Genomic DNA, 18,647 nt, shown 5'->3' on the forward strand with positions numbered 1-18,647 from the left:
AACTCTGCGAAAGACACGTTTCTTTGCCACAGACGGTGGCAACGTTTTCACGTGTTTTCCAACGGCTAGGAACCAGGCGTCTGCGGAATATCAATATTGCGTTCCGGGATCACAACTTCACGCATGAACTTGTGCCAGGCCCGCTCCGATTTCAGTTTGGGGTCGGCATCTTTAAGACGCTCGAAAGTGGCCCCATCGTATTTTTCTTGGATGGGTAACTCTTTCCAAGCTTCGATCGTAAGTGGCGGCGGCGGTCCGTCAGTTTGCTCAACGGCCTCGCCTCCACAACCGACGATCAAGGCCACGCCACTTAACAATATTGATGCAAGGCGAATCATTGTGCAATCACCTCGCCCCCGCCTCGGGTTGCGTGAGCATCGAGAATCGCTGCGTCGGTGTTTTCGGCGAAGAATCGCACGCTACCATCGCTCAACGCAAAGTGGGCACCACCCGGATGTTGGCTTCGGAAGGCACCATACACCGCAGATGTATTGTTGTGATTGTTGAACTTGTTGTGCGTGGTTCCCCAGGAATAGCCAATATACCCGTACGCCCAAACGCCCCCCATACTCGTCGAAGGAACTCCCTGTGGTGCGAAGTCGGTCTCACCAAGCAAAAACGTGTTGGATAGCCCATCGGTAATGTCGCGAAACTTGGTGCGACGCCGATTCGGATCCGTCGAGCTGTTGGTGATGTACGGGACAACCGCACCGTCGTAAGCCGGGACGCCACTCGGCGAATAGGCACCATAGTGCAGCGAGCTTACATCTTGAGTCCCGGCACTGAAAAGATAGCTGCATGGGGCTCGGTTTTCCCCGGATGGCCCGAGCGGTCCCGTTGGCTCCGTCATGGTCGGACAGAGCAACGTCGGAATCTTCAGGCTCTGTAGCGAGTGATTTGTATAACCGTCGCCGTCGGAATCGACCGTGCTGTTTCGCGGTTCATCGGGATCCCATTTCTGGGCGATGGCATCACTTTCGATGAACGGCAAGATCTGAATGAATCCGGTGGCCCAGGTGTCGCCATCGTCACCTTCTTCGCGATCACGAACAGCATAGGGCAGTTTTCCATGGGTGTCATGGAAGTTGTGCGTGGCCAACACGATTTGCTTGACGTTGTTCTTGCATTGCGTCCGGCGGGCGGCCTCACGCGCTTGTTGTACAGCAGGCAGGAGGAGGGCAATCAGAATGGCGATGATCGCAATGACGACCAGCAATTCGATCAGGGTAAATCCCCGGCGAGAAGCCGCGGATGGGGCGGGATGAACTTTCATTCCAGCAGTCCTTTTTCGACCAATGAGAAACATTCGTTGTCCGAAACAACACGAATTCGCAAGGTCTCGCTTGGCTGGCTGGCTGAAATGGCTCGCTGGCTATACCGAGGTCGCTAACAATACTGAGATTCAGTCTCAATAGACTACAGGCATCGATGTCGATGTCAACGAACTCCTCAAAAAAATTATCGCGATCGAAAAGTCACTCGGGCTCGCGAAACTCTCTATTCGCATGAACACGCCAGTTCAGCGAGTCGGAGCGGCTGAACCTCGATGACATCAGAACGTTCCCGGACCCGCGAATTAGTCCACTGTGCACTTCTCGGAACATCGCGACGAGACAATCGCCAGAAGAATCTCACTGCCACACTTCCGCCATCACCCGCGACGCTTCGACTGACCGAGACACTCGAATCACGCTAGCAAAGCGGAGCAAAAAACGTCTCGAACTGGCTGGTCAGCAGACGCTTCGAGAAGACGGCGACGGGGCTGTGAATCAAGCGGGCGTGGAGTGGTTCACGTGATCGCGGGACAACCGCGGTGGTCGCAATTGCGTCAACTATCGAGCGACTCGTCGACTCTTTTAGCCGAGGTGTTGGCTCTAAACGCACTCTAGGGTTGCTTCAACATACTCGCATCGTGACCGGCACGCGATCTGCATTGTTGGGATTCGCTATGCTTCAAAGAATTGAACACGATGCCGGTCCACGGCGGAGGCGAAACTCAATGCAGACTTCTATCTGCAAACCAAATAATTCCCAAAATCCCGACCGAATCTCGGCTCGTGGGCGAGTGACTGACGGTGTTCTCGATGCCATTGGAGACACGCCGCTCGTTCAATTTCGCCGCTATCTCGATCGAGACGATATTCAACTGTATGCCAAGCTCGAATATGGCAATCCTGGCGGGAGCGCGAAGGACCGGCCTGCACGTCAGATGTTGACAACGGCGATTGAACGCGGCGAAGTCGGTCCTCTGACGACTATCATCGAATCATCGTCTGGCAACATGGGAATCGGGTTGGCACAGGCTTGCCGATTTCATGGACTCCGAATGATTTGTGTGGTCGATCCCAATGCTCAATCGCAGAACATCGCGATCATGCGGGCTCTCGGCGCGGAAATCGAACTGGTGACGAATCCTCACCACGGTGATTTTCTCGCCGCACGATTGCGACGAGTTCGGAAACTGTTGAAGACGATTCCTAATAGTTATTGGCCGAATCAGTACGCGAACTTGCAGAATCCGATTTCTCACGAGCTGGGGACAATTCGTGAAATTGACGAGGCCCTTGATGGTGACGTCGATTACCTATTCGTCGCAACAAGCAGTACGGGGACGGCTCAAGGCTGTCGAAACTACTTGCAGTCCCGAGGTCGCAGAACTCGGGTGGTGGCTGTGGACGCTGTCGGGAGCGTTTTGTTTGGTGGAAAACCGGGGCAACGAAAGATTCCCGGTCTTGGAGCGGGACACGAACCGTCGTTGGCGCGAGACCAGACATTTGCTCGCATCGTCCGCGTGTCGGATCTTGACTGCGTTGTTGGTTGTCGTCGGGCGGCTCAGCGAGAAGCGGTGTTGCTCGGCGGTTCGGCGGGCGGTGTGTTAGAGACAGTGCGATCCCTCCAAGAACGTTTGGCGGGAAAACGATGTGCAGCCATCTTACACGATTCCGGCACGCGGTACCTCGACACCGTTTTCAACGACGACTGGGTGCAAGCAACCATTGGGGTTCCGGCTGAAGAAATTAAGCGACGCGTCAACGCCAGCCAAGGTCGTGTGGGTCCGGTCGACATCAACACGCTTACGATTCGTGAAAGCGAACATCAGGCAGAAGAACTCTCGGCGGTGGCATCGTAATGGAGCTTCGTCAAACCGCTACGTCTGACACTTACAGGTCCAACTTGTTTCACCGCAAGCCCTACCGTCTTGCTTTGATCGGTTGTGGACCACGTGGACTCTATTGTCTCGATGCACTGAGTCGGACCTTAGCCCGGGTTTCATCCGATGCGATAGCACCAAGACTCTTTGACATCACAATCTTTGAACCAAGCCCGCATCCCGGGGCCGGGAATGTTTATGCAGTCGATCAACCACGCATACTGCGAATGAACTTTGCATCTCAACGCATCGATGCATGGATTGATGATGAAGTCCGCACGCGGGACCAGCTCAACCTTGTTGATTGGCTTGCGATTCACGATCCCGAATACGCCGCTCCGGAGGGATACGCACCGCGTTCGATTGTGGGCGAATACTTGCACGATTGTTATCGACAGGTGTTGCGGGTAATTGATCAATACGCGACGATCACGCTTCACCGGGAGAAGATCACTGACATTGAGCGTATTGGCACCTCATGGCGTGTCCAGTCATCGAATGAGTCTGTCGACGTTGACGAAGTCGTGCTGACCGTCGGACATGAGGGTTGGCGGGCCGGAAAATGCCAAAGGAATCCGGGTCGCCGTTCCGACCAACACATTGAAAGTGTGTTTCCGGTCCAAGAGCAATTGACGCCCGAGAAAGTTCCGCCCAATTGCTCCGTGGCTGTCCGTGGTTTCGGACTCACAGCAATCGATGCCGCTTTGTCGTTGACGGAAGGCCGAGGCGGTCGCTTTCAACGATCGCTCAACGGTTTCGTGTATCATTCTTCCGGAGATGAACCGCGGGTGATCTCTCCGTTCTCTCGTACAGGGCGTCCGATGTTGGCCAAGCCGATTCCATCACTGGTTCAAGTCTCGAACAAAGTCGATGAAATCTGGGAAGCAGGCCGCGACTCCCTCCAACACACACTGTTACCAATTGACAAGGCCCATTTCCACGAGCGAATCTGGCAACCGATTCTCGACACAGCACAGCGAGTTCTCGACAAAACGAGGATCGACGCCTGCGTATTCCAGTGGTGGAATGATTGGCGATCGACTCGGTTCGCAGCACGGCGTGCGTTGGTCGAGATGCGACAGTCGATTGCCGTCGCTTATGGCAAATCACCGGTCACTCCTGCGTGGGCACTGGCAGAAACATGGCGACAGCTTTATCCCGTCCTGGTGAACGTTGTCAGCCACGGTGGGCTAACCGCGGGGGCATGGGAAAGATTTCGGCCGATTGCTGTGGAGATGGAACGAATCGCCTATGGACCACCGGCCGAGAATTTAGCTCGGATCATGGCATTGATCGAAGCGGAAATGATCGATCTGAGCGATATCGCCGATCCCAAGGAATCCATCGTTGGTCGAGCCGATATCGATGTCGTCGTGAACGCTGTCCTACCAGCACCGACCGACTTAGCTCCAGGTGGGCCACTCGCGAAAGAAGTTAAACGCGGGCGACTCCGTCGGCTCAACCAATTGACGGGCATCGAAATCGAAAGGGCCGGTCGTCCACGGTCCGCCTCAGGTGAAACGTGGAAAGATATTGCCATCTTTGGTCGGGTTACCGAGGGCTGCGTGCTTGGCAACGACACGCTGAGTCGCCGACTGCAACCGCACATTCAGAACTGGGCCACGGAAGTGGTCGCCAAGGTCAAGACAAACTCATGACGAAGACAGCAACAATCACCCATTCGAATCAGACAATGGATCTCCGTACGAACTGCCGGGGCGTTGTTCCCTTGGATGCCCGTCTGGAACCATGGATGACCGAAACCCTCATCGGCCCAAATCTCCACGAATGGGTCGAGGAATATGGTTCGCCATTAAACATAATCAACACGGCACCTCTCGTGCGGAACATCGACGAACTCACTGCGACGGCGCAAAGCCGGGGCATCGATTTTCGTGTTTACTTCGCTCGAAAAGCCAACAAGTGCCTTAGCTTCGTCGATGCTGCTGCTTCTTGCGGCACTGGGATCGATGTGGCCAGTCTTCCGGAATTGCAACAAGTGGTCGGGAGTGGAATCACCGGCTCGGATGTAATATGCACGGCCGCGATCAAGACGAATGACCTGTTGGCTGAGTGCGTCCACAACCGAGTCACGATCGCGATCGACAACGCCGACGAATTTCAGCAACTCCAGCCGATGACAAACGGAGAACGGCCGACGTCAATCGCCCTTCGAGTCAGCGGCTTCGACCATGAAGGCAACACACTGCACTCACGGTTCGGCATCGATATTCACCAGCTGCTCGACTTTCTGGCGATTCATAGCCAGAATTTCTCCGACGGTCTGGTCACGCTCGATGGCCTCCATTTTCATCTTGATGGATATTCCGCTGACCAACGCATATCGGCAATTCGACAATGTCTCCCGCTGATTGACCAACTGCGATCACACGGGCACGACATTCGGTTCCTCGATATCGGTGGCGGCATTCCCATGTCGTACCTTGATGACGAGACGCAATGGACCGCCTTCCAAAACGCCCATCGTGAAGCGTTGCTTGGACGACACACACCGATCACGTATCGCAATCACGGGCTGGGATTCACCGTTGTCAACGGCGAGGTCCATGGCCGACGAAACACCTACCCATACTATCAACGTCCCGTTCAAACCGATTGGCTTGGCCGGATTCTCGATGCGTCTTATGAGGAAAGCACAATCGCAAAGGCGCTCGCCGATCGTGCATTGCAACTCCGCTCTGAACCGGGTCGGAGCGTCCTTGATGGCTGCGGCATGACTGTCGCCCGTGTTGTGTTTCGCAAGCGGCACACGTCTGGCGATTGGTTCATCGGACTGGCTATGAACCGCACGCAGTGTCGAACGAGTAGCGACGACTTTCTTGTCGATCCGCTACTCATACCACATCCCACCGCCGATCGAAGCAATGCGATGAACGGCTATCTTGTCGGTGCGTATTGCACAGAGTCGGAACTATTGTCCTTGCGAAACCTCCAGTTTTCCGAAGGAGTCGCGATTGGCGATCTGGTCGTGTTTCCGAACACCGCGGGCTACTTCATGCACTTTCTCGAAAGCCGTTCGCACCAGTTCCCGTTGGCCAAGAATGTATCCCTTGATGGAACCGGTGATGTGACGCTCGATCGAATTGACCGGTAGTTGTTGAGTGAGAACAAAAAAAGACGAGCCTGTTGAGAAGCTGCCCCACGGTATCTGGTGAACGAGATACCGTCGATTAAGAGTTATCCATCATAGGCGGCTTGAAGTTTCTCAATGTCGAACTTGATCATCTGACACATCGCATCGAAGACGCGTTTGCCGCGAGTTGGGTCGGCGTCGCCGATCATCTGTCCAATTGCTCGTGGGACGATTTGCCAGCGGACGCCAAACTTGTCTTTCAGCCAGCCACACGCCATCTCCTCGCCGCCTTCAAGCAGTTGGCCCCACAGTTCGTCAATCTCCTCTTGAGTTTCGCAACTGATGGCCAACGAGAACGCCTCGGTAAACTTCCAGTCCGGCTGCCCTGTGTTCAATGCCACGAATGTCAGTCCGGCCAACTCGAATTCCACCGTCATGACATCACTCGTATGGGGATTCTCGATCACTCGAAGAATCTTCGACTCGGGCAGGATCGACACATAGAATTCAGCCGCGTCTTTGGCTTCGTGATTGAATCCGAGGAACGGAGTGATTTTATTTTGGAATTGCATGTCGCGAAATTCTTGAGAGAGGGTGATCAGAACACGATTCACAATCGCACTGAGATGGGCGTGGCTTATTTATCTTCGGGTTTCTTCCGTCGAGACGTGCCTGTCATGAATGGAACCCATTTGCCATCGTCGTTCAGCATGGAAGATGTTACGATCATGACGTCCGGCGACTGAAATTCGTAAGAGTCGCGGAACTTATTGAGCTTGCCATCAGCAAAGATATTGGGGCCGACCGCTTCGAGTGTGATTTTCTTGCCGGTTTCGTCAACGGTGCCCTCGTAGATCCAGATGTGGTTTGTCATCGAATCGACCCACGTTCCAACGTACTTCTTTTTGTCGGGATCATAGCCAATGGTCTGCAAGCCCTTCCCCGTCATTCCTTGCGAAGTGCTCTTCATTTCGTTGACCACCCAAAACTCGCCAATCATGCGAGCCTGCATCGTGCCGCTGCATTCGATCGGCTGTTGGTCTGGGCCCATCGTTGCTTTGGACGTCATTGACCATTCTCCAACAAACTTCTTGAGCCATTGATGCTCTTTCGTCGGGCCAGGGAACTCGGGTTGCTCTTGTGCGATGGCCGTTCCGCTAAGGAGTGTTAACATTGTCAGGGCGAACAGTGACTGTTTGGTTGGCATCATTATTGAAGTCCTCTTTTCAATGGAGAATTCGGCGTTGCTTGATCACGCATTGATGGAATCGTTTTGAGTAGCGTTTGACTCAGCAGTGGTTGTGAGTTCGGTCTCTGTCGGCGGCTGTTCCGGTAATGGAAACAGGGGGCGGATTTCTGTCGTTCCTCGCCGTGTTCCGGGAATGCGGGCGGCGATTGCGATCGCTTCGTCTAAGTTGGCGACACGGATCAGAAAATAGCCGGCTAGTTGTTCTTTTGTCTCCGGAAATGGACCATCGACAACAACTTGGTCTCCCTTCCGGACCCGCACGCTCTTCGCAGTTGCTGGTGACTGTAGTGGAGCAGCTGCCATGTATTGTCCGTCTGCATCGAGTTGATGACATAGCTCAATCGATTCCGCCAACGCACGTGCATGTTCTTCAGGCGGCCAAACGCCTTCTTGAGAGTATATTAGCAGAATATAGTCTTTGGTTGTGTTTCCGTCGGTGGTCGCCAGCGAGTTGTTGTCCCCCTTTGGAAGTGCCAAGGAATCGGGCAGTGGTAGCAACGGTCGAACTTCAACTGTCCCCTTCTTTGCCGGTGGGAGTCGGCTAGCGATTGCAATTGCCTCGTCTTCACTGGAAACGTCGATGACGTAATAACCGCCAAGCTGTTCGGTGGTCTCCGCGAAAGGGCCGTCCGTCACCTGACGTTGCCCATCGCGAACTTGCACACAGGTTGCAGTCGTGACCGAGTGCAGAGGTGACGAAGCGATCCACTTTCCCTCGGCATCGAGTTCGTCGCAGATACGCATCGATTCCAGCATACATTCTGTACGCTCATTTTCCGTCCAGCAATCCTCGGCTCCGTAGATCAGCAGCATGTATTTCATCAGCGTTTGCTCCGGTTGGTAGTTGTGACCCGACTCAGTATTATGTCCGAGAGTTCTTGATTGCTAGCAACTGTTTTCACCGCAAACCATTACCATCCAGCCAATGCCGAATTTGTCGGTGAGCATTCCATAATGCGGGGACCAGAAGGTCTCGCTCAGCGGCATGTCGACCTTGCCCCCTTTGGCGAGTGCATCGAACACGCGGTCGGCATCTGCTCTAGAGGGGACGGTCAAAGCAAGCCGGAAGGCACCGAACTGCGGCACGTCTGCCGGATGGTCCGACGCCATCACAGTTGTCTGACCGATTGTAAATGCACAGTGCATGACCTTGTCTTCGAAGCCAGGCGGAATCATATCTTGTGGCATCGGTTCGGGGCTTTCGTTGAAACGCATCACCATTCCAATTTTCGCACCGACGGCCGTCTTGTAGAACTCCAACGCCTCCTCGCAGCGTCCGTTGAAAAATAAATAGGTTTGAACCGTCGCCGCTCGCATGGCGATGTCGGTTTGCAATTGGTTCTCTTGCTCACGGAGTTCTGGTGTCAGTTCTTCACCGAAGTCGGCCGACTCAAACAGAGGACGAATTTCGATATCCGAATCTTCCATCATCGGATTGGGGCAACGCTTGGCCCAATCGATCGCCTCCTGCATCGACTCGACTTCCCACAACCAGTACCCCGCAATCAATTCCTTCGTCTCCGCGAAGGGACCATCGTGAACTGTCCGTCCGGAGCCGCTGAAGTGCACTCGAACGCCCTCGGAACTCGGCTTGAGTCCGTCGCCGGCCTGCATAATGCCCGCTTCGACCAACTCCTCGTTGAATTGGCCCATCTCGGTTAGCAACTGCTCACTCGGCATCTCCCCCGCTTCGGAACTGGGGGATGCTTTCACGATCACCATCACTCTCATAGGAATTGTCCTCGTCGATTCGGAGTTTTGTTATTGTGGTCACGTTCCTGCTTGCTGGGTTTACGACTGGATGGCTGCAGGATCCATCCAGAACAACTCCCAGACATGGCCATCCGGATCGCCGATTGCTCGGCTGTACATGAAGCCGTGATCTTGCGACCGATTGATGTCGGAAGTTCCTCCATTCTCGTTTGCAAGCCTATTGAGATTGTCGACGTTTTCGCGATTCTCGCAGGTGAGTGCTAGCATCACTTCACTCGAGTTGGTGGGTGGAATCGGACGCTCTGTGAATGTCCGCCACTTTTCATGCGTCAGCAGCATGACGTAAATTGCGTCGCTCCAAACCATGCAAGCGGCTGTTTCATCAGAGAATTGGGGATTGTTCTGAAATCCCAACACCTCGTAAAACGTCTTCGATTTCTGCAGGTCGATCACAGGAAGATTGACGAAAATGCTTTTGCTCATGAATGACTTCCAGAAGATTGATGATTGTCGGTAAGACTTACGCAAACGGCTTGCGTCCCAAAACTCGTCGCGTGTCGGCCAACTGCCCCCGATGCGACATTTCGTGCATGGAGATAAACAGAAATAGCTTGCCGATAGTTTGAAACGACGGGTCGTCCCGCACGCTGTCCCAGACGGCGGGCGGTGGCTCATTCAGACCGGTCTCGATCACTGTTTCGAGAAGTCCGAGTGCCGTTTGATGGGTTGCGTCATACGCTTGCAAAATTTCCGCATAATCGGGATAGCTCGCTGCGTCGGGTCGGGGTTGGGTTCCACCAGCAAAGTGATCTTTCCAGTGCTCATAGGGACTTGCTTCGCCGCTGATCATCGCCAGCAGCCCCGCGCTGGAATACACCAGATGCCCCATGATCCAAACCGGATGATTTCCCGGGGTCGGAGTTGGAGACGTCATCGGTGCGTCGGCTAAGTCGTCCGCGAGTGGCTTAATCCATTTATAGCTGAACTCCAAAGCCTCCCGAAGCATTTGACTTGACGGCTGTTCGATCTGCTCAATGTTCCGAACGGCGGCCGCTTGTCGCTCCGCAGCCATTGCATTGATCTGCTCGTCGGCGGCTCGAATCTCGAACGGTCCGATGGTGACGCCTGGATGCTTCGACATCAGAGCAATAGCGTGATTCAAATCACGTGCTTCCAACAGCAGAATTCCGCCGAGAGCCTCTTTCGTTTCCGCGTACGGCCCGTCCGTGATGTCAACGAATCCATTCTTCGTCCGCAGTGTTACTGCTTCGTGAGCCGAACCAAGGGCCTCGCCGCCGAGCATATGCCCACCCGCTCTCAACTCATCATCGAAGTCAAAACACTTTGATATCAGCTGCTGCCGTTCCACCTCGGATTTGCCTTCCCAGCTCGACTCATCAACGTATCCCAGGCAAATAAATCTCATTGCGGTTCCCAGCGTTTGTGACGTAATGCGTCGGTTGCCTCACTGAGTTGAACCGACTTTCATGAAGTGGTCGAACGAAGCTGACTGCAATCGACACCCGCTGTCAAAAAAATTTGCGGAATTATCCAACACACTCCATAAGCCGCTGACGGCTAATGACTTATGAGTTAGCCAATCAATCCCCACGCTTTCGTAAAAGCGGTTTCAGGGGGTGGCCGATAGTTCCGCTAAACGATGGGACAGGAACCGCCGTTCTGGTTCTTGGTCGGTGAGCGTGAGGGCGGTTTTGTACGCGTCGATTGCCTCTGGAATCTGACCGAGTCGACGTAGAAGGTCGGCTCGTGCCGCATGGGCGAGGTGGTACCGCACCAATTCGCCACGGGCGAGAATTGTATCAATCACCTCCAAACCGGCGGCGGGCCCACGCTGCATGGCGACAGCCACGGCCCGATTCAATTCGACAACCGGCGAGGCATGGACTCGCAACAGGACATCGTAAAGGGCAACAATTTGAGACCAGTCGGTCGCTTCTGCAGAAGCGGCATCTGCATGCACGGCCGATATCGCCGCCTGAATCGTGTAGACCCCAATCCGGCCGGAACGGAGAGACCGTTCGACAAGTTGCTGTCCTTCAGCGATCAATTCCTGATCCCACTGTGAGCGGTCTTGATCTTCCAGCAGAATGATATCCCCCTGATCCGACATCCTGGCAGTACGGCGGGACTCATGCAGTAACATCAGGGCCAGGAGTCCAATTACTTCCGGATCAGGTAGCAGTTCCGAAATCAGCCGGGCCAAGCGAATGGCTTCACTCGACAAGTCCGAGCGAGTCAGTGATGCACCGGCCGATGCCGAGTAGCCTTCGTTGAAGAACAGATAGATCACCGCGAGTACGGCATCCAGGCGATCGGGCAGATCGGCGTGCGACGGAATCACGAACGGAATCCCAGCGTCACGGATTTTGGCTTTGCCACGCACAATTCGTTGTGCCATTGTCGCGGGCGGCACGAGGAAGGCATGAGCAATCTCTTCCGTCGTCAATCCACATACTTCACGTAACGTAAGTGGCACCTGTACCTTGGGGTCAATCGCAGGATGGCAACAAGTGAAGATCAACCGGAGTCGATCGTCTTCGATGTCTTGCTCCTCACGCTGACGGTTCGCATCGCTGATGTCTTCCAGTCTCGCCAGAACTTCCCGCTGCCGTTCGGCGAACCGGCTATGCCGTCGAATTGCGTCGATCGCTTTGAACCGCCCCGTGGAAATCAGCCATGCTCGTGGATTGGCGGGAATGCCATCCCGCTGCCACTGGTCGACTGCGGAAGCAAACGCCTCATGCATCGCCTCTTCGGCCAAGTCAAAATCGTTGAGCAACCGGACAAGCGTTGCAAACACACGGCGAGACTGTGTGCGATAAATTTCGTCAATCGCGGCCGCTAGCTCACTCATTTAGGGCAGTCCACACAAATCGTCCATGGGGATCGAGAAACAAGCATCGCTCGTGTTATGCTCAACGGCATCAATCACAACTCGTCTCCGATGTTCAATCTTCAAACGAGGAGATTGTCCAGCCGGATTCATTCAAGTGATGAATCAGCCCCCTGAATAACGAAAACATGGCCAAACTGTAAACGACAATCCCCAGCGAAGAACAACGGAGTCATAAACTGTTTGGGCAACAAACCCGCGACCTCAACGACAAGGACTCAGAGCCGACCATTCACGACGGGTAAATTCCCCCCTCGAATGTTTTACGTGGAAAATCGATCTCGGCTACAAAGGGTCAATCCAGAACTGGCAGAGATTGAGACTGTAGTCATCGAAGGAATCGTTGCGGACAACCATCGCAATTCAAAAGGGGCCTCTGTCAGAGGTTGTTGGATTCGAAGACCACGGCCCTATTGAACTCATTTGGGAATTGACTATGCGGGAATCAAACGCAGGTATTATGGGCAAATGCATGCAACTTGACTCTATCAATTTGTGCAAACGCGATTTCCGCATGGCCCATATTGGGAACATGTTAGTGGTGTTCGTCATTGTTGGTTTTGTCATCACCGTTGATCTATGGGCTCAGGACAAGACGGATTACCGAGTCTTACCAGCCGACTTTAATGCGGACAAAGAACAACAGATGATGCGGGCGTATCAGCGACCTCAAGTTCACGCTGCACTCGATACACGTCTGAAGGAATTGGAAGCCGCATTGGCTTCGCCAGATGCGATCGCAGCCTATCAGCGAAAACGGCAAGCGTATCTAACCCGCGTGTTTGGACCGCTGCCAGACCGTGGACCGCTGAACGCTCAAGTCATGAAGCGTCTCCAGCGTAACGACTACTTGATCGAGCACGTCTTGTTCGAAAGTCTCCCGGGTTTCTACGTGACCGCAAATCTTTACCGACCGGCGGGTGAGGGGCCATTTCCCGGCGTCTTGCTGCCATGCGGACATGCCGCCAACGGAAAAGCGTACACGAGTTATCAGAAAGCGAGCATTCTCCTCGCAAAAAACGGTTTTGTCGTGTTGTGTTTCGATCCGCTTGGGCAGGGCGAGCGACGTCAGTTGATTGGCAACGAGCCACATCAGATCATCAAGCCTGGCAACGAACATAATCCGATTGGTGTCGCCCCCATCCTGCTAGGTCGATCAATCGCCGCGATGATGGTTTGGGATGGTATGCGGGCGATTGATTACCTCTGCAGTCGACCGGACGTCGATGCTAAACGCATCGGTTGCACAGGGAACTCCGGTGGTGGGAATTTGACAAGCTACCTAATGGCATTTGATGAACGTATTGTCGCCGCTGCCCCGGGATGCTTCATGACAACGCATCGACGCAAGAACGAGTCTCCTGGTCCCGGAGACGCCGAACAAAACCTACACGCCCAGATCCGTGACGGTTTCGATCACCCCGATTTCATTCTTTCGCGAGCGCCCAAACCCACGCTGATCCTCGCCGCCACACACGACTATGTCCCCATCGCAGGAACATGGGAAGCGTTTCGGCAGGCCAAGCGTGTGTATACGGTTCTGGGCCATCCGGAACGTGTCGAGATTCTCGAAACAAACGACAAGCACGGTTTTTCCAGACGCATGCGTGAAGGCATGGTTCGTTTCATGGCTCGCTGGTTACAGCATCGGCAGGTGGTAGTGTTTGAAGATGAGAATGTTCCGACCCTCAGCGAAGAAATGTTGCAGGTCACACCGCATGGGCAAGTTCGCTGGTTGCCGAACACGCGATCGGTATTCGACTTGTATACGGAGTCCGAGCGGAATCTCGCAGCGAAGCGTCCACCGCTTACTGCCAAGGTGGTACGGACGGTGACCGGGATTCGATCTCTCGAAGATCTCCCAAGGCCACTCGTCAAAACCATTCACAGCAAGAATTCGGCTATCCCAAAGAAACTCATTATCCGTCCCGAGCCTGGGATCGTCCTTCCCGCACTATATTTTCCGGGCGGAAGTCATCAGCCGATTCTGATCGCGCCGGGGGACGGAATGAACTCCGCCGTTGAACAGGCACGAGAATGGCATGATAAGGGGCATCCTGTTCTGATTGTCGAAGTTCGAGACACAGGCGAAACCAGCACTCGCAATTGGCGTTTCCCGGGCGCGGATTCGTTCATTGGCCACATGCTGGGGCGTAGTTGGTTGACAATGCGTGCGGAGGATTTGCTAGTCAGTGCCCGATGGCTGGCTGAAACGACGCAGCAAGAACCAACTACGATTCATGCTACCGGAGAAGCGGTGCCCGCCGCATTGCATGCGAGATACTTAGAACCAGACCTCATTGATGATGTGCAAACCGTCGGCGGGCTCACGTCGTGGCGAGAACTCATGACAAGTCGCCAAGGCTTTCGTCACATCCATCAAGTCGTCTATGGTGCACTGAAGTTTTACGACCTACCAGACCTACAGAAACCATCAGCAAAAAAAGACCAATAACAAGTACCATGTGCCGGAACTGAGAACCACGTTATTTGTCGCTTTGTTCGATCTCTATTGAACACCATTGTTAATTCGATCGAGCTGGGCAATAGACACAATCGGTCTCAAGCCACCGGTTCGATCAGTTTGCGGTAGATGGCGAATTCCTCAAAGAGTTCTGCGATCGATTGAGCTTCAATTTTTTCCATGATACGAGCGCGACGCATTTCCACCGCGCGTTCCGTGATTTCCAGCTTTGCAGCGATCGCTTTATTTGGCAGGCCGGCTCTGAGCAGTTCAAGCGTTTCATTCTCACGTTTCGTCAAACGTTCGAACTTCTTCACCAGTTGAGTTTGCTGTGAGCGAATTGATTGTCGCTGTAAGTCTCGACTCAACGCTTCCTGGACTTTCGCCATCAGGTCTTCCGGCTGAAACGGCTTCTCAAGTAAATCGATTGCTCCGCGTTTCATAGCCGAAATCGCAATTGGCACATCGGCAAACGCGGTCATCAGGATTGCCGGCAAAGCATCCTCGCCGGGGATTTGCATACGTTCGAGCAGTTCCAAGCCTGTCATGCCAGGCATTTGATAATCGACGATCACACAGCCCATTAGCGCCGGACAATACTCATGCAAGAATTGATCAGCTCGCTCAAAGGCACACGTTTGCATCCCCGACGCTTGTAACAAACATTCGAGAGACTCCCGCATGTCGATATCGTCATCAACAAGGTAGACAGTCGGCTCGTACATGCTGAGAAACAACCGGTAAAGTCAAAGAGAATACCGCTCCCCCGGATGGCTCCGAGTTCGCCCAGAATCGGCCCTGATGGTCTTGCACGATAGACCGGCAAATAGCCAGTCCCATCCCAAGCCCTTCGCTTCGCGTCGTATAGAATGGGGTGAATAGTTCTTCCTTCAAGTCTTCGTCGAAACCGCATCCCTGGTCAATCACGTCGATTCGCAATTCATCATCATCGAACTGGCGAGCAAGCGCAATTTGCACTTGGCGTTTCTCGATGGGTTCATCCTGCATGGCGTGCATGGCGTTTTGAATCAGGTTGACCAAGACTTGCTGAATTTGGATGGCATCGGCGGTCACAGTAAGTGGACCGACATCTTCGGTGATTGCGTCGAAGACGATCCGCACATTTTGTTTGCGGGCTTCTGGTTCGCAGAGTTCGATGACTTCACGAATCAAATCTGGCAGTGCAACGACTTCGCGGGTGTCCTCATCTTTCCGAATAAAGCTGCGGAGCCGATGCACGATCGCTCCCGCACGCAACCCCGCGGAGGAGATTTTCTCCAGGATGCCTTCCACTTCATTCATAGGAGGCGGGGTCCGCTTCAAATTCGTTTGAGCCGCACCCGTGAAATTCACAATTGCTCCGAGTGGTTGGTTCAATTCGTGTGCGAGACTCGACGCCATTTGTCCCAGGGAATTCAGTCGCGACGAGTGAGCCAATTGATCGAGGAGTTCGCGCGTTCTTCTTTCCGCCAATTCTCGGTCCGCGATTTCTCGTTCGAGTTGACGATTCATGTGTTGCAATTGTGCGGTTCGCTCCGCGACACGCGTTTCGATCAACTGCATGACCGGATGAATTGCAAACCGGGAGAGACTCACCAGCAATAGCAAGATCGCTCCCACGATCGCCCATCCCGCGATCCGCAACGCACGAACTCGTTCTCGTGACTCCGCCTCAAACAATCCGACAATTTGATGCATCTTCGGTAGGTAGCGGGCTTCCTCGGCGAGAATCACTTGGACGAGTTCTTGCCGAGTCGATTCGTCCAAGTCAGACGCAGTCAACGCCGTGGCGGCTTGTTGCATCATTGCGAAATGCGGTTCGAGTTCCACGAACACGGATGCGATGACCGTGTTCTCATTGGAAGGCAATTGCAACTCCCGATCCCCCATCTGTAGCCCGCGATGGGCCGCCGTCCAATCCGCCAACGCGGTTTGCAATTCAGCTCGCGCTTCATCGTCATTAGACCGCGTCTGATCGGTCAGTTTCAAAGCCGCTTTCGACAACTTCTGACTCAACATCCGTTGACGACCGGCGACATTGATCGTCGGAGCATCGGATGTTAACTGAATAAGTGACGGCTGGAGCACGACTTGATTCAGTAATGCCAATAGTCCGACCGCAAACATGCCGGCCACGAATCGGCGTTGCAAGGTTCGCAACGGATCATTGGAGGAGCCGAACTCCTCAGGCGTGTATTTCAGAGAGCGAGGGCTCATTGTGCTCGTCAAACCGAAGATCGAATCAGCTACAAACCTTCCGTAGTGTAGAAAATCTCATGCCAGATAGAAGGTAATCTCCTCGATCCGATGGCGTGGCCTCAACTCCTGCACTGACACCAACTTTGCTCGCAATCCAGCCGCTTTTCCGTAACCCGAATGAACGCAGAGCTGCGCATTGAGCAGGCAACTTTGCGCAGCAACAGGGCGAATCGCACGTCAGTTCCGGCCATTTTCAGGTGATCCGGCATCAAAAGACTTCGGATGTCCGAAGTTTTCCGTCAAACGGATCACACAGGCATGCTCCCTGCATTGACTCCGTGCCAACACGCTCCGGAGACGTGTTTTCCAAATCCACCGCAAACGTTGAGGAAAGAGATACATGGATTTTCAAAACAAAGCGACACGCCTTCGGCTATTCGACTTCAAGTCGGTTCAAATGCGGGCCTTCCATATGTCTTGGTTCGCATTCTTTCTCTGTTTCTTTGCCTGGTTCGGCATCGCACCGCTGATGAAAGTGGTCCGGGAAGAACTCCAACTAACGCAGGAACAAGTGGGCTGGTGCATCATCGGCTCAGTGGCGATTACGGTTCTCGCACGATTGTTCATCGGTTGGCTATGCGATCAGATCGGGCCGCGAAAAGCCTACACCGGACTGCTGCTGCTCGGATCAATTCCCGTCATGGCCATTGGTTTTGCCGACAGTTACACATCGTTTCTGATTTTCCGAATTGCCATTGGAGCAATCGGAGCATCTTTCGTGATCACGCAGTATCACACTTCCATCATGTTCGCTCCAAACTGCGTCGGCACTGCAAACGCAACATCGGCTGGATGGGGAAATCTTGGCGGTGGCGTGACCCAGTTGGTTATGCCGCTGGTATTCGCGTTCTTTGTCGGAACGGTCGGCCTGAGCACCGCCGCCGGTTGGCGAGCCTCGATGTTTGTCGCAGGCGTGATGTGTGCACTCGTCGGTATCGCTTACTATTTCCTGACCCAAGATGCTCCGGATGGCAACTTCAACGAATTGCGTGAAAAAGGCTTGCTACCCGAGAAGAAAAACAACGCGGGTTCTTTTCTCGCAGCCTGCAAAGATCACCGTGTCTGGGCCTTGTTTATCATCTATGGTGCGTGCTTCGGAATTGAATTGACCATTAACAATGTTGCCGCCTTGTACTTCTTGGACTACTTCGATGAGTTCAAACAGATGGACAGCGTCAAGGCCGTCGGGCTAGCCGGGATGGTCGCCAGTCTGTTCGGGTTGATGAATCTCTTCGCCCGCACTCTGGGGGGAGCCTTTGGCGATAAGTTTGGAGCACGTTGGGGACTTTCTGGCCGCGTAAAGTGGTTGTTCCTCGTGCTGTTCTGCGAAGGTCTGGCATTGATTTTGTTCTCACAAATGAACGTGATCGCCTTGGCAATTCCATCGTTGATCGTCTTCAGTCTGTTCGTACAAATGAGTGAAGGAGCCACGTTCTCTGTGGTGCCCTTCATCAACAAGAAAGCACTCGGTTCCGTTGCGGGAGTCGTGGGAGCTGGTGGGAATGCCGGAGCGGTAGCCGCCGGGTTCTTGTTCAAGTCAAGTGCGATCACGTGGCCAACCGCCTTTTTAATCCTCGGCGGGATCGTGACATGTTGTTCGTTCCTGACATTCGCAGTGAACTTCAGCGAAGCGGCCGAGTCTGAAGCCGCCGCCGACACTGCTCGAACACACCGTCCTCAGGAAGTCGGTATGGCCAGCGTGACAACCTAGAGTCGTCCCGAGCCAACCAAGGGGTGACAAGCGCTCAATTTTCTGGTCCACATGTTGCGAATCCATATCGGCAACAAAACGGGCCACACACC

Annotated in this window: 16 protein-coding genes; 5 read left to right on the top strand and 11 right to left on the bottom strand. The window is 53.9% G+C overall.

Annotated features, from left to right (window positions below; all coding sequences use genetic code 11):
* Positions 1-65: 65 nt before the first annotated feature.
* Positions 66-338, bottom strand: a complete 273-nt coding sequence (locus G6R38_RS25740; protein ID WP_166831673.1) for a hypothetical protein — start codon at positions 336-338, stop codon at positions 66-68.
* Positions 335-1,273: a DUF1559 domain-containing protein gene (locus G6R38_RS25745; RefSeq protein WP_166831674.1), complete on the bottom strand. Its 939-nt coding sequence runs from the start codon at positions 1,271-1,273 to the stop codon at positions 335-337. Before G6R38_RS25745 ends, G6R38_RS25740 begins: the two co-directional genes overlap by 4 nt.
* Positions 1,274-1,999: 726 nt before the next feature.
* Here G6R38_RS25745 and sbnA point away from each other — a divergent pair.
* The 3 genes from sbnA to G6R38_RS25760 all read left to right on the top strand — a co-directional run bounded on the left by sbnA (position 2,000) and on the right by G6R38_RS25760 (position 6,266).
* Positions 2,000-3,130, top strand: coding sequence for a 2,3-diaminopropionate biosynthesis protein SbnA (sbnA, locus tag G6R38_RS25750; RefSeq protein ID WP_166831675.1), 1,131 nt, complete (start codon positions 2,000-2,002; stop codon positions 3,128-3,130).
* A complete protein-coding gene (locus G6R38_RS25755) occupies positions 3,130-4,809 on the top strand; it encodes an FAD/NAD(P)-binding protein (RefSeq protein ID WP_166831676.1) in 1,680 nt (559 codons plus the stop codon). Before sbnA ends, G6R38_RS25755 begins: the two co-directional genes overlap by 1 nt.
* 95 nt (positions 4,810-4,904) lie before the next feature.
* Positions 4,905-6,266, top strand: coding sequence for a Y4yA family PLP-dependent enzyme (locus G6R38_RS25760; RefSeq protein ID WP_166831677.1), 1,362 nt, complete (start codon positions 4,905-4,907; stop codon positions 6,264-6,266).
* A gap of 83 nt (positions 6,267-6,349) precedes the next feature.
* On the opposite strand, the gene G6R38_RS25765 is transcribed toward G6R38_RS25760, so the two are convergent.
* From G6R38_RS25765 to G6R38_RS25795, 7 genes are all read right to left on the bottom strand, one after another.
* Positions 6,350-6,817 carry a VOC family protein gene (locus G6R38_RS25765; RefSeq protein ID WP_166831678.1) on the bottom strand — a complete coding sequence of 156 codons (468 nt, stop codon included), beginning with the start codon at positions 6,815-6,817 and terminating at the stop codon, positions 6,350-6,352.
* Positions 6,818-6,882: 65 nt separating this feature from the next.
* Positions 6,883-7,455, bottom strand: a complete 573-nt coding sequence (locus G6R38_RS25770; RefSeq protein ID WP_206028732.1) for a DUF1579 domain-containing protein — start codon at positions 7,453-7,455, stop codon at positions 6,883-6,885.
* Positions 7,456-7,497: 42 nt separating this feature from the next.
* Positions 7,498-8,316, bottom strand: coding sequence for a YciI family protein (locus tag G6R38_RS28175; RefSeq protein ID WP_166831679.1), 819 nt, complete (start codon positions 8,314-8,316; stop codon positions 7,498-7,500).
* A gap of 63 nt (positions 8,317-8,379) precedes the next feature.
* Positions 8,380-9,225, bottom strand: coding sequence for a YciI family protein (locus tag G6R38_RS25780; RefSeq protein ID WP_166831680.1), 846 nt, complete (start codon positions 9,223-9,225; stop codon positions 8,380-8,382).
* A 60-nt stretch (positions 9,226-9,285) separates the two neighbouring features.
* Positions 9,286-9,690 carry a VOC family protein gene (locus tag G6R38_RS25785; RefSeq protein WP_166831681.1) on the bottom strand — a complete coding sequence of 135 codons (405 nt, stop codon included), beginning with the start codon at positions 9,688-9,690 and terminating at the stop codon, positions 9,286-9,288.
* Positions 9,691-9,727: 37 nt separating this feature from the next.
* On the bottom strand, positions 9,728-10,633 hold the full coding sequence (locus tag G6R38_RS25790; RefSeq protein WP_166831682.1) for a YciI family protein: 906 nt from the start codon (positions 10,631-10,633) through the stop codon (positions 9,728-9,730).
* Positions 10,634-10,837: 204 nt separating this feature from the next.
* Entirely contained in the window at positions 10,838-12,082 is a 1,245-nt protein-coding gene (locus G6R38_RS25795) for an RNA polymerase sigma factor (RefSeq protein ID WP_166831683.1), read from the bottom strand.
* 511 nt (positions 12,083-12,593) lie between these two features.
* Between G6R38_RS25795 and G6R38_RS25800 the strand changes: the two genes are divergently transcribed.
* On the top strand, positions 12,594-14,576 hold the full coding sequence (locus G6R38_RS25800; protein WP_166831684.1) for an alpha/beta hydrolase family protein: 1,983 nt from the start codon (positions 12,594-12,596) through the stop codon (positions 14,574-14,576).
* 107 nt (positions 14,577-14,683) lie between these two features.
* Here the strand turns inward: G6R38_RS25800 and G6R38_RS25805 are convergent, their stop codons facing one another.
* Together G6R38_RS25805 and G6R38_RS25810 are read right to left on the bottom strand one after the other, a co-directional pair.
* Positions 14,684-15,310 (bottom strand): response regulator transcription factor, encoded by a 627-nt coding sequence (locus G6R38_RS25805; protein WP_166831685.1) that lies wholly within the window; start codon positions 15,308-15,310, stop codon positions 14,684-14,686.
* A complete protein-coding gene (locus tag G6R38_RS25810) occupies positions 15,282-16,802 on the bottom strand; it encodes an ATP-binding protein (protein WP_166831686.1) in 1,521 nt (506 codons plus the stop codon). Before G6R38_RS25810 ends, G6R38_RS25805 begins: the two co-directional genes overlap by 29 nt.
* Before the next feature lie 382 nt (positions 16,803-17,184).
* Here G6R38_RS25810 and G6R38_RS25815 point away from each other — a divergent pair, with 382 nt between their 5' ends.
* Positions 17,185-18,555, top strand: coding sequence for an MFS transporter (locus G6R38_RS25815; protein WP_166831687.1), 1,371 nt, complete (start codon positions 17,185-17,187; stop codon positions 18,553-18,555).
* The last annotated feature ends 92 nt before the right edge of the window (positions 18,556-18,647 follow it).

The organism is Thalassoroseus pseudoceratinae, assembly GCF_011634775.1.
In the GTDB taxonomy this organism is placed as follows: Bacteria; Planctomycetota; Planctomycetia; order Planctomycetales; family Planctomycetaceae; genus Thalassoroseus; species Thalassoroseus pseudoceratinae.

Excerpts from the sequence above, each read along its gene's own strand:
- G6R38_RS25740 (WP_166831673.1), bottom strand. The coding sequence starts at position 338 with ATGATTCGCCTTGCATCAATATTGTTAAGTGGCGTGGCCTTGATCGTC.
- G6R38_RS25745 (WP_166831674.1), bottom strand. The coding sequence starts at position 1,273 with ATGAAAGTTCATCCCGCCCCATCCGCGGCTTCTCGCCGGGGATTTACC.
- sbnA (WP_166831675.1), top strand. The coding sequence starts at position 2,000 with ATGCAGACTTCTATCTGCAAACCAAATAATTCCCAAAATCCCGACCGA.
- G6R38_RS25755 (WP_166831676.1), top strand. The coding sequence starts at position 3,130 with ATGGAGCTTCGTCAAACCGCTACGTCTGACACTTACAGGTCCAACTTG.
- G6R38_RS25760 (WP_166831677.1), top strand. The coding sequence starts at position 4,905 with ATGACCGAAACCCTCATCGGCCCAAATCTCCACGAATGGGTCGAGGAA.
- G6R38_RS25765 (WP_166831678.1), bottom strand. The coding sequence starts at position 6,817 with ATGCAATTCCAAAATAAAATCACTCCGTTCCTCGGATTCAATCACGAA.
- G6R38_RS25770 (WP_206028732.1), bottom strand. The coding sequence starts at position 7,455 with ATGATGCCAACCAAACAGTCACTGTTCGCCCTGACAATGTTAACACTC.
- G6R38_RS28175 (WP_166831679.1), bottom strand. The coding sequence starts at position 8,316 with ATGAAATACATGCTGCTGATCTACGGAGCCGAGGATTGCTGGACGGAA.
- G6R38_RS25780 (WP_166831680.1), bottom strand. The coding sequence starts at position 9,225 with ATGAGAGTGATGGTGATCGTGAAAGCATCCCCCAGTTCCGAAGCGGGG.
- G6R38_RS25785 (WP_166831681.1), bottom strand. The coding sequence starts at position 9,690 with ATGAGCAAAAGCATTTTCGTCAATCTTCCTGTGATCGACCTGCAGAAA.
- G6R38_RS25790 (WP_166831682.1), bottom strand. The coding sequence starts at position 10,633 with ATGAGATTTATTTGCCTGGGATACGTTGATGAGTCGAGCTGGGAAGGC.
- G6R38_RS25795 (WP_166831683.1), bottom strand. The coding sequence starts at position 12,082 with ATGAGTGAGCTAGCGGCCGCGATTGACGAAATTTATCGCACACAGTCT.
- G6R38_RS25800 (WP_166831684.1), top strand. The coding sequence starts at position 12,594 with ATGCAACTTGACTCTATCAATTTGTGCAAACGCGATTTCCGCATGGCC.
- G6R38_RS25805 (WP_166831685.1), bottom strand. The coding sequence starts at position 15,310 with ATGTACGAGCCGACTGTCTACCTTGTTGATGACGATATCGACATGCGG.
- G6R38_RS25810 (WP_166831686.1), bottom strand. The coding sequence starts at position 16,802 with ATGAGCCCTCGCTCTCTGAAATACACGCCTGAGGAGTTCGGCTCCTCC.
- G6R38_RS25815 (WP_166831687.1), top strand. The coding sequence starts at position 17,185 with ATGGATTTTCAAAACAAAGCGACACGCCTTCGGCTATTCGACTTCAAG.